Source organism: Kastovskya adunca, assembly GCF_059505785.1.
Genome location: NZ_JCACLG010000041.1, coordinates 181847 through 197766, shown reverse-complemented (window position 1 = coordinate 197766; position 15920 = coordinate 181847). Strand labels below are relative to the sequence as shown.

The 15920-nt window shown below is 47.1% G+C and carries 15 protein-coding genes; 7 read left to right on the top strand and 8 right to left on the bottom strand.

The features are described 5' to 3' along the window. Window positions 1-3: 3 nt before the first annotated feature. Together AC5JR3_RS16160 and AC5JR3_RS16155 are read right to left on the bottom strand one after the other, a co-directional pair. The gene (locus tag AC5JR3_RS16160; protein WP_495847565.1) at window positions 4-804 is read right to left on the bottom strand and encodes a PD-(D/E)XK nuclease family protein; all 801 of its coding nucleotides are present in this window, start codon (window positions 802-804) and stop codon (window positions 4-6) included. Window positions 805-820: 16 nt separating this feature from the next. Continuing rightward, a complete protein-coding gene (locus AC5JR3_RS16155) occupies window positions 821-1405 on the bottom strand; it encodes a PAP/fibrillin family protein (RefSeq protein WP_495847608.1) in 585 nt (194 codons plus the stop codon). A gap of 233 nt (window positions 1406-1638) precedes the next feature. On the opposite strand from AC5JR3_RS16155, the gene AC5JR3_RS16150 reads away from it, so the two are divergent. Continuing rightward, entirely contained in the window at window positions 1639-1863 is a 225-nt protein-coding gene (locus AC5JR3_RS16150; protein WP_495847564.1) for a DUF3134 domain-containing protein, read from the top strand. 261 nt (window positions 1864-2124) lie between these two features. On the opposite strand, the gene AC5JR3_RS16145 is transcribed toward AC5JR3_RS16150, so the two are convergent. Further along, window positions 2125-2385, bottom strand: coding sequence for a hypothetical protein (locus AC5JR3_RS16145; protein ID WP_495847563.1), 261 nt, complete (start codon window positions 2383-2385; stop codon window positions 2125-2127). Window positions 2386-2871: 486 nt separating this feature from the next. Between AC5JR3_RS16145 and rpaB the strand changes: the two genes are divergently transcribed. Further along, window positions 2872-3609 carry a response regulator transcription factor RpaB gene (gene rpaB / locus AC5JR3_RS16140; RefSeq protein ID WP_495847562.1) on the top strand — a complete coding sequence of 246 codons (738 nt, stop codon included), beginning with the start codon at window positions 2872-2874 and terminating at the stop codon, window positions 3607-3609. A gap of 194 nt (window positions 3610-3803) precedes the next feature. On the opposite strand, the gene AC5JR3_RS16135 is transcribed toward rpaB, so the two are convergent. After that, complete coding sequence (locus AC5JR3_RS16135; protein ID WP_495847561.1) at window positions 3804-4976, bottom strand: glycosyltransferase family 2 protein; 1173 nt, start codon at window positions 4974-4976, stop codon at window positions 3804-3806. A 299-nt stretch (window positions 4977-5275) separates the two neighbouring features. Here AC5JR3_RS16135 and AC5JR3_RS16130 point away from each other — a divergent pair, with 299 nt between their 5' ends. Next, on the top strand, window positions 5276-5545 hold the full coding sequence (locus AC5JR3_RS16130) for a GlsB/YeaQ/YmgE family stress response membrane protein (protein WP_495847560.1): 270 nt from the start codon (window positions 5276-5278) through the stop codon (window positions 5543-5545). A 362-nt stretch (window positions 5546-5907) separates the two neighbouring features. Next, window positions 5908-6708, top strand: coding sequence for a glutathione S-transferase (locus AC5JR3_RS16125; protein WP_495847559.1), 801 nt, complete (start codon window positions 5908-5910; stop codon window positions 6706-6708). A gap of 198 nt (window positions 6709-6906) precedes the next feature. Here AC5JR3_RS16125 and secA read toward each other — a convergent pair whose 3' ends face one another. Both secA and aroB read right to left on the bottom strand, forming a co-directional pair. Then, on the bottom strand, window positions 6907-9699 hold the full coding sequence (gene secA / locus AC5JR3_RS16120; protein WP_495847558.1) for a preprotein translocase subunit SecA: 2793 nt from the start codon (window positions 9697-9699) through the stop codon (window positions 6907-6909). Window positions 9700-10308: 609 nt separating this feature from the next. Beyond that, window positions 10309-11409: a 3-dehydroquinate synthase gene (gene aroB, locus AC5JR3_RS16115; RefSeq protein ID WP_495847557.1), complete on the bottom strand. Its 1101-nt coding sequence runs from the start codon at window positions 11407-11409 to the stop codon at window positions 10309-10311. Window positions 11410-11499: 90 nt separating this feature from the next. Between aroB and petL the strand changes: the two genes are divergently transcribed. Then, a complete protein-coding gene (petL, locus tag AC5JR3_RS16110) occupies window positions 11500-11595 on the top strand; it encodes a cytochrome b6-f complex subunit PetL (protein WP_495847556.1) in 96 nt (31 codons plus the stop codon). Between the two features lie 286 nt (window positions 11596-11881). Here the strand turns inward: petL and AC5JR3_RS16105 are convergent, their stop codons facing one another. Together AC5JR3_RS16105 and AC5JR3_RS16100 are read right to left on the bottom strand one after the other, a co-directional pair. Next, window positions 11882-12385, bottom strand: coding sequence for a hypothetical protein (locus AC5JR3_RS16105; RefSeq protein WP_495847555.1), 504 nt, complete (start codon window positions 12383-12385; stop codon window positions 11882-11884). 356 nt (window positions 12386-12741) lie between these two features. Continuing rightward, window positions 12742-12918, bottom strand: a complete 177-nt coding sequence (locus AC5JR3_RS16100) for a hypothetical protein (RefSeq protein WP_495847554.1) — start codon at window positions 12916-12918, stop codon at window positions 12742-12744. A 525-nt stretch (window positions 12919-13443) separates the two neighbouring features. Between AC5JR3_RS16100 and AC5JR3_RS16095 the strand changes: the two genes are divergently transcribed. Together AC5JR3_RS16095 and AC5JR3_RS16090 are read left to right on the top strand one after the other, a co-directional pair. After that, window positions 13444-14037 carry a DUF8171 family membrane protein gene (locus tag AC5JR3_RS16095; RefSeq protein ID WP_495847553.1) on the top strand — a complete coding sequence of 198 codons (594 nt, stop codon included), beginning with the start codon at window positions 13444-13446 and terminating at the stop codon, window positions 14035-14037. Between the two features lie 75 nt (window positions 14038-14112). Continuing rightward, window positions 14113-15915 (top strand): ABC transporter ATP-binding protein, encoded by a 1803-nt coding sequence (locus AC5JR3_RS16090; protein ID WP_495847552.1) that lies wholly within the window; start codon window positions 14113-14115, stop codon window positions 15913-15915. Window positions 15916-15920 lie beyond the last annotated feature (5 nt).

Below are 15920 nucleotides of genomic sequence, written 5' to 3'. Positions count from 1 at the left end.
ATCTCAAAGAGAGACTTCCTGAATATCAGCTAAATCCCGTAGCCTGTCCTCTTCATTAGTTGACAGGCTTTCTTCGGTTCTGTCACAACGCGCCACAAAATTACAGGTCTGGCAATCACCTACAGTTGGAGCAACCTGTGGGAAATCAATTCCCTGAGTTTGGTAGCGTTCTCGCCATGAGGTGAGCTGCGTCAAAAGCGCCCTGAGATCTTGGCGAGTTTGTTCGTGCTGGGTACTGTTGTAAGTGAATTTTTCGCTCTGTGGTTCTGGGCGGGACTGGACAAACCAGTAACTCATAGACAGTTGTTCTGGCAGATAGTCACTTGTTTCTGCCAACACGTAGAGATACAAGCGCGTCTGCCAGTCTTTTGCTAACGAGCGGCGGTCTTTGGGTCGCAGGTATGTTTTCCAATCGAGGATTTGAGCGCTTGTAGTGTCGGCAATCAACAAGTCGTAGATAACGGTCAGTAAGTAATCCTGAACGACTACAGTTCGCAAATGTTCTGAGTCGCGGAAACTCTCTGGATTCGGCTGCAAAATCTCTGGAGCCGTCTCAACTAATGCCGTAACCCAGCGATGCATCTGGGCATCTTCCTGAGCCAGCCGTTCTACAGGTAGCCCTAACTCCCGCTGCTGCATGAGCAAGTGAAAGCGACTTCCCAATCCTTGACGCTCTAGTTGCTCGGGAGACACGGGAGAACCTAACTGCTCAAAGTAGATATGCTGAAACTTCCGAGGGCAAGTTGCCAGTAAGTTGAGCTGTCCTTGGGATAATCGCCAGAGTGGGGTGGGAGTTGAGTACATAGGACTGACAACGAATTTAAACCTTGGCTAGCACGAATACGCTGCCCTCGTTGCCTCTACCGATGCGGAGTTGATCGTCGAGATAGGTGGTATCTAGCCAACCTTGTTGATCGCCGCTTTCAATGTTGAAGTCAATCGCGGGAAACTTTTTGCCGATTTCTATTTGATGAATAAATTCTTTGGGAGAGCGATAGCTGATTAAGCTCTGCAAACCTGAAATTGAACGGTCGAACTTCACCTTAACGCGCTGTTGGGAAATCGGTTCAAATTGTGCTGTTACGGCGACTAAGCCTTCTAAGTAGGGCAGTCCTCCGAATTCAGCAATGTTGTAAATTTTTGCGGTAGAAGTCCGGATGCATTGATAGATCTGCCCAAGCTGGAGCAGGGGAACGCGGTTAAGATTCAGTAATCCCTTGCTGGTGGTGTAGAGGAGACGCCAGTTTCCGTCTAAGCGATCGCTTGCCTCAAGGGGTCTAGGAGTGGGGTTGTGGTCTTCCAACTGGGCAATGGCTGAAAGGATAGCCACTTTGTCGGCGTCTGTTGCTAATAAACCCCGATTGGTTCCGGCGATCGCCTCTAATAGTTGTGATTTACTGATCATTTCTGCATTTACCTGGGCTAATCTCGTTGTCCGTAAGTCTTCAAGGTTGTCTATTCCCATATTTCACCCGATTGGCATTCCCGGTTTCTTCATTAATTTGGCTGAGATGTTAGCGTAGGATTGATAAGTTTTTTGACAATCTTCCGAGCGTTTATTTGGCAATTTTCCCTGGGAGACTCTAAAAGCTTTATCCTAGTCAATCAATTGTTATATCACCCATTGAATCTTGCCCTATGTACAATCCTTCTTTACGCGAAGAACCTCGTGAGCAGCTAGCTGATGTCATTCCTGCCAAGCAAGAAGATTCTCTTCTGGACTGGCTAGAAGCTGCTGGTCGCTTGATCGCCCGCGAAGTTGTTGAAGACCGTCTAATTGATGAAGAAGAAATTTCTGAGTTGATGGGGGTTGAGGATAGTGCCTACGAGGAAGATGACGATGATGACCTCGACGAGGTGTAGTTAGGGACTGGCAGTTAGGGAGGAAGGAACAACCCTCTGAAAACTTGAAAGACAAGCCCGTCTATAATTCCTCATTTATTGAAGAATTCTGCGACTCTAGAAAACAAGCCTGCCTGTGCAGGCTATTTTTTTATCTGATCACCTGAGAGCCGCCGGGAATGGGAAAAGAAATTTAAGGCGTCCTGTTCCCAGTCGGGGGAAGGTTGATGCCGACTGAGAAACGACCATTATCTTGCCTGTGGCGATTAACGAGCGAGTAGACTACTTTTGTGTTCCTTTTGCCCGATGGCACTCTGAGTGTTGCTTGATTTCTGAGCTTTGCGCTTCTCCAGCCATTTCTTCTAGGGCTAACAACCGCTGTTCGATGGCGTCTAGTCGCTCCTGAGGCGAAGATATTCCTAGGTAGCTTCGTAGTGCGGCTATAACCACATCTGATTTTGATTGCCCGGTTTCTCTCATCCGAGCAGCGATCGCCTCATTTAGCTCAGGAGAAACTCTGACACCAATGAATGGGTTTGCCATGCCATCATTTCAATAACCGCTTGAGAGTTGATCAAGTGTAGATAATAGCAGTCGTCAGTCAAGCTATAGGAAATTGTGAAAATTAATTAATTTAAAAGCCTGTTAAAGCCTAGCCAGTTGTAACAGATAATTAATATACGTAACTGAAAATTTAACTAGCTGGCTTGAAGCCTAACTTTGTCACCCCCGCAGTCGCTCGTGCGCTGTCGTTGAGACAACCCCCGATAATATGTGTTATCGTTTTGATAACAACACCGTAGGTAAAAGCATTACAGCGGCTGTGCAAGTGACCGATTGCTGGTACAAGTGAGCAGACCGCTTTGCTCATGAGTCGCGATCGCTGCTTCAAACTTTGCTTTTTTTGCACCAAAAACACGCTCAGTTTTCATCAGTTAGTGTCTCAGATTCGTCTCAGCCCAGTCGCTTGAGAGACCAACGCTGATTAACGTATTTAACTTGAGAGTTTGATAAGGAGTATTAAAAAGGGTGGAAAATCACAACACCAAAATCCTAGTAGCAGATGATGAAGCGGCTGTCCGTCGAATTTTGAAAACCCGCCTTTCTATGGCTGGTTACGACGTCGTCACTGCCGCTGATGGAGAAGAAACACTGGATGTCTTCTACAAAGAATCACCAGACCTAGTTGTCTTAGATGTAATGATGCCAAAGCGCGATGGCTATTACGTCTGCCAAGAAATACGCAAAGAATCGGATGTGCCAGTGATCCTGCTGACAGCGTTGGGAGATGTCGCCGATCGGATCACCGGATTGCAACTAGGAGCCGATGACTATATTGTCAAACCCTTCTCCCCAAAAGAGCTAGAAGCTCGTATGAGTTCCATTTTGCGTCGTGTCACAGCCAACAACCCCTCTAAAATTACGGGTTCAGGTGTCATACAATTGGGCAGACTCCGCCTTGATACCAACAAGCGACGGCTGTATTTAGGTCAGGAGTTAGTGCGGCTAACAGGTATAGAATTTGATTTGCTGCAACTTTTAGTGAGCAACTCAGGAGCGGCTGTGACTCGTGAGGATATCTTGAAAACGATCTGGGGTTATGCTCCTAGAGGTAGCGATGACTTGCGCCTGGTAGATGTCCATGTCTCTCGATTGCGAGCCAAAATCGAAGAAAACCCCAAGCAACCAGAACTAGTTATGACTGCACGGGGAACGGGCTACTTTTTCCAACGAGTTGTTGAAGTCCCTCACGTAGTCGGAGCTTAGGAAGAGAGTCCTGAGTGCTGAGTCCTGAGTGCTGAGTGGGGGAAAAAGGATGAAGGATGAAGGATGAAGTATGAAGGATGAAGGATGAAAGGGGTTATTGGTTCTCTTCCTCTCCCCCGCTCCTCTGCACCCCCGCTCCCCCGTTCCTCTGCACCCCTGCACCCCTGCACCCCCGCTCCCCTGCTCCCCTTGCCTCACACCTGAAATCCTAAATCCAGGAGTCCCTGACGTAAGCGTTGCGCTTCCGTGGGGTTGTGTGGGGCGTGGAGAGCGATCGCTTTTGTAAATGCCGCCAAACTTTCCGGCACTTTGCCAAGTTTGAGTAGTACCACACCGAGATTTTGATACGCCTCAGCGTAGTCGGGGTTGAGTCGAATCGCTTGCTGGTAGGTAGCGATCGCTGATTCAAACTCACCTAATGCTTTCAACGTCATGCCGAGATTGTAGTGACCGACAGCAAAGTTGGGGTCAATTTTTAATGTTGTTTCATAGACAATTTTTGCCGTCGGCAAATCTCCAGCACCAAGGAGCAAGTTGCCCAAGTTATTGTAAGCACCGAGTTTGAGCTGAGGGAGGAGCGGTTGCTGGAGGGCAGCTTGGTAGTGAGTGACTGCTTGGTTCAATTCCCGCAGGCGCGTGTAAGCGTTGCCTAAGTGGTAGTGCAACTCAAACAACACAGGAGCATCGGCTTGATTGGATAATAGACCTCGTTCTAACAGGGCGATGCCTTCTGGGAATTGCTCGGTTTGGATATAGAGTGCCCCTAATTTGTTGCATACATAGGGGTCATCCGGATGGCTTGCCAAAAATTTTTCCATCGCTAGCCGCGCCCTCGTGTATTTGTCTTGGGCGGCGATCGCTTTGGGTTGGTAGCCGTAGTGCAAGATGGCTACGGGAGAGAGGGAAACAACTTGCCAGTGAGGTTCTCGCTGTAATAGAACTTGTACGCTGTCATCTACCATCGCGTGATAGGGACGGGAGAAGTAAAGGTCTGGGTGACGGCGAAAAAGACGGGACACTAAAGAATAGGGAGACTGGGAAGCTCCGACTTCCTGGCGGATGAGATTGATAACTAAGTGGCGATCGCTCTGGGTTGCTTGCCGTAGTTGTGGCACAATTTCTGGCGTTAGCACCTCATCCGCATCTAAAACTAACACCCAATCGCCCTGTACATATTGCAAGGCTTGATTGCGAGCTAGAGCAAAGTCATTACACCACTCAAAGTGATAAACCACAGCCCCCAATTCTTTAGCCCGAGCAGGAGTACTGTCAGTAGAACCAGTATCTAAGACTACAACTTCATCTACAACGCCTTGGACGCTGTTCAACGTCTGTGGCAACGTGGCGACTTCGTTCTTCACAATCATGCACAGGCTTAGTTTCATCTTCAGCAAAAATATGACGGTACTGCCTACCCTACCCTCCAAAAGACGTAGTGCTTAATCAGGCTGTAACTTTAGTTTTAAGAATAACTTAGGGGCTTAAGAAACTACCAAAATACAAGAAAAACCTGCCCTCATCTGCCGCCAAAACCTCCGAATAAACTCATGTTTTTGTCTATACCCTATGATTCTTCCCTCTGATAGAGTGTTTGTTCTGCTGCGATTGATATCGTAGATACAACGAAACAAAAAATAAATTTTTCAAAAAAAACGGAGAAAAAATTATGGGTATTCTTGCTTGGATCGTTTTAGGTTTGATTGCTGGTGCTATTGCTAAAGCCATTTATCCCGGTCATCAAGGTGGCGGTATCCTAGCCACGATGGGATTAGGTATCTTGGGTGCTTTATTAGGTGGCTACCTCGGTGGATTGTTATTTGGGACAACAGCCGGGGCAACAGCAGCAACCTTATCTATCCCCAGTATCATTTTTGCTATTATTGGCGCAATGATTCTCATCTTCCTCTGGGGCTTGTTCACCCGCAGAGCTGCGTAAGTAAAAAACTTTAGCCTCACTAAGTTAGTACTTGGCAACAAACCTCCACAACAAAGGTGGGGGTTTTTCATTTATGGACAGTTATTCTATTCAATAAAAATTGTGATTTTTTCTTGATTCAAGTTAGAAATAGAACTAAAAATTTTAGTTCTCACTTGTCTGAAATTACAGCTACTAAATTATTGAGATTACAAAAAGCTTGGCTGGGATATTAGCTGAACAACAGAAACCTGTCTAATAGCAAGTAATGACGAGTTTAATTCTTAGGGTAGATTTTTTACAAATTTAGTGCCTTTTTAGGCGAAAACAGGCCCAAAGCGTTAAATTGTCAGTGTTTTCCCAAAGCAGTAAGGAGATTATAAATGTTGGAATTGTATCAATTTGAACTGTCGCACTACTCGGAGAAAGTGCGGCTGATACTTGATTACAAGGGATTGGCGTACCGTAAAATCGAGGTGACACCGGGTATCGGACAGTTAGACCTGTTTCGCCTGTCTGGTCAACGACGGGTACCTGTGTTGAAGGATGGGAACACTGTCATTGCTGACTCAACAGCGATCGCTATGTACCTAGAACGCACCTATCCCGACAGACCAATTATCCCCTCTGACCCTAAACAACGGGGGCTTTGTCTGCTGATGGAAGAATGGGCGGATGAATCTATTGGTTTGAAGGGTAGAAAGGCTTTGGTAGGGGCGTTAAACCAAAATCAACGCTTCCGCACAGCAATTTTGCCCAACACAACACCAGACTTCCTCAAAACCCTTGTCGGTGCCGTTCCCTCAGAACTATTTGAGCTGGTTGGTGCAGGTGTCGGCTACGGTAGTGATGCGATTAAAGAAGCGATGGATGGGTTGAAGCAAGACTTAGAAGCCCTGAGTTTGCTGCTGTTAGATAACCCTTACCTGGTGACTGACCACCCAACCCTGGCAGACTTTGCTGTAGCGGGTTTGAGTATGGTGCTGAAGTTTCCCTCTGGCCCCTATCTAGATTTGCCAGAAGCCCTAAAAGGCAAAGGGATTCCAGGCTTGGCGGATAGCAGTGTTTACGAAACATTTTTTGATTGGCGCGATCGCCTCTACTTAGACTTCCGCAAACCCTCCACTACAACCACCACAATACCAACAGGTTCTTCAGCCCCCACCTCAATCGACATCGAATAGTCGTAATTTTCCTACACCACCGTTTTAGCAGAAGGGGCGTACTGGATGCGCCCCTTCTGTATTAGCTACTGATACCAAATCCGGACTTATCATCCCCCTATTGATTGTTGACCACAATCCTGTAGAGACGTTGCAATAAAAAGAAAAAGATCGAGAGGTTTTCATTCTCGATCTTTTTCCTTCTAAGTTTTACCTTATCTAGACGGCTTGCGGCTGTCCTTGAGGTTGGAACTGGAACAGGGAGTAGACGACATTGCGGCGAATGTCGATCATCATTTCCAAGAAAGTTTCGTACCCTTCCTGTTTGTACTCAACCAAGGGGTCTTTCTGTCCGTAACCCCGTAAGCCCACGGACTCACGTAGTGCATCCATAGACTGCAAATGTTCGCGCCAGAGGGTGTCAATTTGCTGCAAGATAAAGAACCGCTCCGCTTGGCGCATCAATCCAGGTTGAATGCGATCGACTTCGGCTTCTTTGAGGTCATAGGCTTTGCGGATTTCTTCGTGCAAGAAGATTTTGATTTCCGCCACGGTCATGTCATCTAGATGATCGGGTTCAAGGTCTTGCAGTAAGTAGACGAACTCTTTGACCTTCTCCACCAATTTATCTAGCTTCCACTCTTCCGGCGGTAACTCAGGGTTGACGTAGGCATCAACAATGTCATCCATTGTCCTTTCGGCATACTGGATGACTTGTTCTTTGAGGTCTAGCCCTTCTAAGACGCGACGGCGTTCGGCATAGATGGCGCGTCTTTGGTTATTCATCACCTCGTCGTACTCAAACACCTGTTTGCGAGTGTCGTAGTAGAAGGTTTCGACTTTTTTCTGGGCACCTTCTAAGGAGCGAGTCAGCATCTTCGATTCGATGGGCATGTCTTCTTCAACCTTGAAGGCTTCCATCAATCCGGCAACGCGATCGCCACCAAAAATCCGCAATAGGTTATCTTCCAAACTCAGGAAGAACTTGGTTGAACCTGGGTCGCCTTGGCGTCCGGCGCGTCCCCGCAATTGGTTGTCAATTCGGCGAGATTCATGACGTTCTGTACCCATAACGTGCAAACCGCCGAGTTGTATCACCTCTTCGTGTTCGCGCTCTGTGTAGACTTCGTATTCTTCCCGAATTGTCTTGTAGACTTCCCGCAGTCTTTGGATTACGGGATCATCCGTTGGGGCATTTTCCGTCGCCACGGCGATCTTATCTTCTGCTTCTAGCTCCGGTAAACTCCGCTCACCGTAGACCTGTACTGCAAAATCGACAGCATCCTTGAGCTTTTGTTGAGTCTCGCGGCTCAGATCGATGGGGAAAATTTGTGGACTGGCTTTCCAGCTTTTTGCTTTCTTGCCAGGGGCAAAACCTTGACCGCCAGAGCGCTTGCTGGCTCCAGGAACGGTCATGGGGGTGAGGGCATCTTCCGCTTCCGGCTGCACAATTCTAGGCATGAGGTACTCGCGCATCTTTAGGCGTGCCATGTAATCGGAGTTACCGCCCAAAATGATGTCTGTCCCGCGTCCTGCCATGTTAGTGGCGATCGTCAGCGCTCCTTTACGACCTGCCTGAGCGACAATTTCTGATTCCCGTTCAACGTTCTCTGGTCGGGCGTTCAGCAGTTCGTGGGGGACATTGCGCTCTGTTAAGAGTCTAGAAAGGTATTCTGATTTTTCTACGCTTGTCGTTCCCACCAGAATCGGGCGTCCAGTTTCGTGAATTTCAGCGCATTCGTTAGCAACCGACTGCCACTTTCCCGGTTCATTCTTGTAAACCACATCGGGTACGTCTCGACGTCCAGAGGGTCGGTTGGTGGGGATAATGGTGACTTGCAGGTTGTAGATTTTTTCAAATTCGGATTCTTCCGTCTTGGCAGTACCCGTCATCCCGGCGAGCTTGGGATACAGCAGAAAGAAGTTTTGATAGGTAATTGTTGCTAGGGTTTGGGTTTCGTTTTGAATGTCAACCCGTTCTTTGGCTTCGATTGCTTGGTGCAAGCCGTCACTCCAACGGCGTCCCGGCAATACCCGTCCGGTGAATTCATCGACGATTACGACTTCGTCGTTACGAACAATGTAGTTGACATCGTTGGTAAACAACTCCTTGGCTTTGATGGCGTTAAAGATGTAGTGCGCCCAAGGATCGTTCGGATCAAACAAATCCTGAACTTCCAGAAGTTTCTCGGCTTCGGCAAAGCCCTCATCAGTCATCAGGACGTTGCGGGCTTTTTCATCGACTTCGTAGTGTTCTTCCGGTTGTAGCGATCGCGAAATTTCCGCTGCCTTAAGATACTTTTGTGTCGGTCGCTCTACCTGTCCGGAAATAATCAACGGCGTCCGGGCTTCGTCAATGAGTACCGAGTCTACTTCGTCAATTACGCAGTAGTTAAAAGGTCGTTGCACGACATCCGCCATTGAGGTTGCCATGTTGTCGCGCAGGTAGTCAAAGCCCAACTCACTATTGGTGGCGTAGGTGATATCGCAGGCATAGTTGCGTTGCCGCTCCATCGGCCCCATACCCTGCTGGATTAACCCAACACTCAAGCCCAAGAAGCGGTGTACCTGCCCCATCCACTCAGCGTCACGGCGTGCCAGGTAGTCGTTCACCGTAACGATGTGAACGCCTTTGCCTGACAGGGCATTCAGGTAAGCTGGGAGGGTGGAAACTAGGGTTTTTCCTTCTCCGGTTTTCATTTCGGCGATTTGTCCTTTATGCAGGACAATGCCACCCAAAAGTTGAACGTCAAAGTGGCGCATTCCCAAGACTCGCCACCCTGCTTCCCGCACAACTGCAAAAGCTTCTGGTAAGAGGTCTTCAAGTATCTCTTCCCGTTCGCGATCTGATGTAGCTTTTTCTAACTGCTGTTGAAATTCTACTGTTTTGCTTTTTAGTTGTTCATCACTCAACGCTTTGATTTCGTCTTCCAAAACGTTGACATCGGTAACTATTGGTTGAAATTTTTTGAGCTTGCGTGTATTGGGGTCGCCCAGTAAGTTTTTAAACATAGCAGGAGGGGAAGATTTCTAGAGCGCGATTAGTCTAAGTCTAGAGATTAAACGATTAAGGGTTAAGAGGAAGGGACTAAAATGCTTTAAATTTCACACATTTTAAAGTTCCCAGTTCTTAACGGTTAACCATTAAATGCCATCTCTATAAGGGGACATTTTTATACTCATCCTATCACTTTCGCTCTAGCTAAGGCGGTACGGGCATTTGGACAGAAGTGAGGCGGTTATCTCCAGCTAGATGGCTAAGGTTTTTCCGGTTTGCTCGCCCTCTACCTAATTTCTGGGAGCAATGCCGGAGCTTTTAGCTAGAGTTCTGTCAAAGATGACTGAGTGCAAAGTGCGATCGCACTACACTTACGGATACTGCCGCTTGTACTAAATATTATCATCAAGCCCCCTAATAATTTATGTAGGCAAATCGGCATCCCTCTAAAGTAGTAGTTATTTTAGTAGTTTCAGGAAAACGGGCAGTTGCAACCTAATTCCTGGGTGATATTTAAGTAGAGCAGTTTACAGAGCAAGTAGTGGAGCAGATATTACAGGCGTACTCTACAGCTTGAGTCAATGGCTAACCAACTGTTTACCCTTGCTCAAGCTTCTGCAAATTTATGACGGCTGCATTTGCTGAAGCACTTGCCGAATCACATCTGCTGGTACTTGGTCAGTTATCGTTACCGCACCAATCTGCGTAGGAAGAACAAATCGCACCTTACCCGCTTCGACTTTTTTATCCGTTTGGAGGCTATCGAGAATTGCTTCGATGTCCATCTGACTGGGTAACTGAGTAGGTAGTGCCGCTTTCTGAATCAGGGCGTCTTGACGTTGGGCGTCCTCTGGCTTCCACATCTGGAGTTGCACCGCAATTTGACCCGCCGCAACCATCCCAATTGCAACCGCTTCCCCGTGATTAACTAACTTGTAGCCTGTCAAACTTTCCACGGCATGACCAATTGTGTGACCGTAGTTCAGAATCGCTCTTAACCCTGTTTCTTTTTCATCCTTACTAACAACATCGGCTTTCGCTTGGCAGGAGCAAGAGAGAATAGCTTCCAGCAACTCCTCATTTACATAACGTAGTTGGTCGAGACGCTGTGCCTCTTCCAGCTTGGCAAATAGCTCAGCATCCCAGATAATGCCGTACTTAATTACCTCTGCCATCCCTGCACGAAATTCCCGTGGTGGCAAGGTTTTTAAAACGGAGGGATCAACTAAAACAAATCGTGGTTGATAAAACGCACCAATCAAGTTTTTCCCTTGGGGATGATTAACGCCAGTCTTGCCACCAACGGAGGAATCAACCATGGCGAGTAGCGATGTCGGCACCTGTACAACGTTAATCCCACGTAGCCAGGTAGCAGCAGCAAAGCCAGCCATATCGCCAATTACGCCCCCACCCAAGGCAACTATTGTGGAGGAGCGTTCTAAGCGCTGTTGCAGGGCGACATCGTAGATTTTTTGTAGAGTTTTGAGGGTTTTGTAGCGCTCACCTGCTGGGAGAATGCAGCTTTCTACTTCATATCCCACTAAATTTAACGCGGCGATCGCTTTTTCCCCATAATGTTTGAAAATGACTGGATTAGACACCACTAAAACTTTCTTACCTAGCTTCAGGCGACTCATCCAAACACCCAAATCATCTAAGCCACCTGTCACGAACGCAATATCGTAGGACTGCTCTGGTACATCCACACGGATTACAGACTTCATTACTAAAACCCTTTTCCAACAACCGTGGGCAGTATTCTATCCCACCAGATGTTTCAATAGACTCGTATGAGTTTTTGTGGAGAAACATAAATGTCTGGAGTAATTGCTTACTTCGTAATCCTTGGTGGTGCCACAGGTGTCGCTTTGACCCTGTTTTTTGGACTCAAGGCAGTCAAGTTGATTTAATGCTGATGTAAGAGGCTGTCTCTAAAGAATTGTAAATCCCTGGAGATCCCCCTAAATCCCCCTTCAAAAGGGGGACTTCAAGAGATTTTGTTCCCCCCCGTAATATCAAAAGCGAAGCTTCCTCTGGCTTCCCCCCTTTTTAAGGGGGGCTAGGGGGGATCTCTTAAGGGGGATCTATCCAATCGTTAGGCAACCTAGCCAGCTAACCTTACTTTAGAAACAGTCTCTAACACAGGAGGGGGAAAAAGTGATTATTTATTCCCCCTACTCCATACTCCCTTCTTGGTCAAAGCCTTGCCTGCTGTGGGGCTTTTGGCCTACTCTCTGGCTGAAAATTATAGGATTGACGTACCATACTGATGGTTTTTGGTAACACTCCCACCAATTGAGCAAGAATCTCATCAGATAGTTGCTCAACTGTTTGCGGGTCAAAATAATTGTGCAGTAAGCACAAAAAGTTTCTTGCTCGCTGCAATGGCACATAACTCTCCATTGCACGGAGAGTTAAAAGCATCCACCGTTGACGCAAAGCATAAGCTTTCTGCCGCTCACTCTGGGATGCTGGATAAACTAGCGAGATATTTCCGACTGGAATAACTCGACTACAATTGATGTCAAAAACACCACCAACAGCAGCACCAGGGCCTGCTAACTCTGCATGGTGACGATGGCAAATAATGATAGCATTGCCACGACAACCACTAACCCTAAGCAGTTGACCACTCTGCAATTGAGCCAGGATGTCAGTGGATTGGGTTATTGGTCTACGGACAAGGGATTGTTCTGTCATAGTAAATCACATAACCAGGCAGTTATGTTCAAGTTTTATTTATCTATCTCCGATGAATAGAATTTAATATTCTAAGTTTTGGTAAAGATGCAATGGCGCTTTGTTCTCAAGCAATCCTGCTGATCAGGATGCTGTAAGTCGCTGTTTACGGTTGGAAAATACACCCGCCTACCATTTCGCAAAATCTTTGCGATGGAGATGCTAACTTATCTGGGAAAAGAGCAGCTGAGCATCCTCTCAAAGAAGCTCACTGTCATTTCTCGACTGTCTAGGGATAAGCCTTATTTCATCCTACATGAGGACGATGAGTCTGTTAGGGGAGTTATTAAGGTTTAATGTCAAGATTTGATGAATAATCAATAAAGGTATTTTGAACTGAGCTGATGAAATAGAGCGATCGCCTCCGCCTCTCCCCAAGTTACAGAACCGAGATACAGGGAGATGCTCAAGTGATTAGTCCGGCTTTTTTGGAACTCACCGCTTGTGCGATCGCACTTTGCTATCTGAACCTCACCTAAGTGTAGAATCCTCATTCCTCCAATCACCAATCTTTTTGCTCTCAATTTTGAGCAACTTGCTATCATTTATTTAATATTAACTATCTATTAACTTCGTCTTAATTACTTTCGACTTTCCGAAATTACTTATATTACAGAATTAGTGGGTAAATTTGAATTTAAATTGACTTTGGCTCAATCATTAACCGTTTTAATTCTTAATTTCTTGTATTAGCTCGACTTAGTTTTTAATTTAACCAAAATATAAACTTTAGATAAACAAAATCCTTGATAACTAACCAATTTGGTAGATGTGACCGCATTTTTTAAAAGTTATTTAATAAACAAACCCCTTCAACGGATTCTTAAAAAATAATTCAGTTTTGAAATTAACTTCAACTTAGCTCTGTATCAAGTCGGAGCCGATTTGCTATTGCTCAGAGAGCTTTTTTAAGCACAATCGGTTCACTAGATAAAAGCCTGGAAACTAACAAAGCAACACACTTCGGGATTTGGAAGCTGTGTGATGGCACCAATAGAAAGTAAACAGGACATTTGAAAATGAATAACGCTTATAAAGCCAAGTTGATAATAGTTGGCGTGCTTAGCTCGGTGAGCTTTTTCATCCTGCTAACGCTGACAGAGGCAATCCCTGAAATTCCCGTCGATATTGACTTTAAACCCTTTTTCCTCCCTATGTCGCTCATTGCCGTCGTACCAACAGGATGCGCCGCTTTCGCTGTCTCAGTTGGAGCAATGCTAGGAGAATTCCTCCGGGATATGCTCGAAGGCTATGAAGTTGACGATCCAATCGGGGCTGTTGGCTACGTGGTAGGTTTTTTCGCCTCAGCCTATGTCATTGGCAATCACCCGCTCAACAAGGTTCGTATTTTTATCGCCTGCTTGTTAGCCGGGTTCCTGCACGCGGCGATCGAAGCTACGTCATTTATTATCTTCGACTCTGAAACCTTTTATGTGGCAGTGTGGGCCGCGATCGGAAATACTATCACCGACGGCTTAATCGGGGGTGCTATTCCAACAATCTTTATCGTGCCACGCCTCTATGGTCGGATCGAGCGCTACTTGGGCTTTGCTCCTAAAGGCATAGAGCGGTATCGAAAGCGTAGGCGACAACAGGCTCAAACTTCGGCTTGAACGAGGAATTTATTTATGAGGTCAATCCAGAATCCTTGCATTGGTTGACCTGTTTTTGTTGCAAAGGAGTCACGAATGTCGATAATACACGCAAAAAACTTTTCATTTACCTATCCAGGACTCGAGGAGAAAGCCATTGATGGTGTTTCCTTCGAGATTGAGCCGAACGAAGTTGTTGGTCTGATTGGCCCGATTGGAGCCGGGAAGACAACGCTTTGTATGGCAATTGCTGGAGTTGCGCCTAGTGTTATAGGTGGGGAAACCTCTGGCGAACTCACCGTAGCTTATCAGAAGCGTACTGAAGACTCCGGCATGGAGAATACCGGAAAAGTCGGGATGGTGTTCGAGAACTTCGGGTCACAACTTGTGCAGTTAAAGGTTCTCGATGAGGTGATGACACCGCTTGAGAACAGAGGCTTTTCCGAACAGGAGGCGAAGGAGCGGGCACGCGAGATCTTGAGGCAGGTTGGACTCCATGAAGACATGGAGGGTAAGCAGCTTTGGGATCTTGCTCAGGGTCAACAACAGAGAGTAGCAGTCGCAGCGACACTAGCAATGGACCCGCCGATCCTGATCTTCGATACCGTGACGGACAAACTCGATCCCGAAGGGCAGGAGAAGATTAGGAATGTCATCAAGGCTCAGGCTGACGGCAAAAAAACTGCGATCATCGTGGAGAGAGACCCTCATTTCTTACGGCAGGTTGTCGATCGCATCTTAGTTCTCGTTGACGGTAAAATCGTTGCCCAAGGCAAAACAGATGAAATTTTAAGCAATTATGACCTTCTCTCTCGTGCCGATATCGAGCCGACGCTAAGTCTGCGTGCAGCCCGTGCCTTGGGTATCCCCGGTTCGCCACTCACGCCAGAAGATTTTGATCGGGTTGCCGAGCAAGCTAAGCGGGCTGTCAATGGTGACGAGCAGGGGAATAGGTTCAGGTTCAGTCATCCCATCGCCCGTGCAGTAGGACTCCGCGAATATGTCGAGGAAAGCAACGACAAGGAAGTACAGGCTGAAAATAATTTCAGTCAGCCACTCGTCCGGATTGAGGATGTAACCTACGGCTACTCTGACGAAACCAAGGTGCTTGACGACCTGAATATCACGATTTGTGCAGGCGAAGTGCATGCGCTTATGGGTGCCAGCGGTGCAGGCAAGACGACAACAATCAAGCTTGTCAATGGGTTATTGCAGTCAAGCAAGGGCAAAGTCTTGGTCTGTGATGACGAAATTACGAAGGATACAGAAGTCGGCGACCTCGCATTGAAGGTCGCAACCGTCTTTCAGAACCCGGACGATGCGATCAGTGAAAGAACCGTTAAGGAGGAGATTGCTTTCCCCCTCCAGCAGCGCCAGTATCAGAGAACGAGTTGGTTCTCAAAGCAGAAATGCTACGACGATGACCATATCGAAAACCGGGTATCGCACGCCTGCAAGCTAGTGGGAATTGATGACGATCTGCTTGATCGCGATCCGACCCTGCTGCCATACGGACAGCGTAAACTCGTCACCATTGCAGAAGCTCTCACCCTAGACCCTAAAGTACTCCTGTTGGACGAACCAATCATTGGTCTTGGTGCATCATCTCGCCACAAAATTAGGCAGACGATTAGGCAGTTTGCCGAAGAGGGCAAAGCCGTGCTGTTGGTCAGTAACGATGTAGATTTCGTTGCTGAGGTTGCCGATACGGTGACGATTCTGGAGCGGGGACGAGCCTTGATGCAAGGTTCGTTACATGAGGTATTCGCGGAGGATAACTGGGAGCGTCTCGGTGAACTGCATATGTACCCACCGCGCACTACTCAACTGGCTCAACGCTATGGCACGAAGGCATTATCGTGCGATGAACTTGTCTCAAACCTTTCATCCAGTCGTTAGGAGGC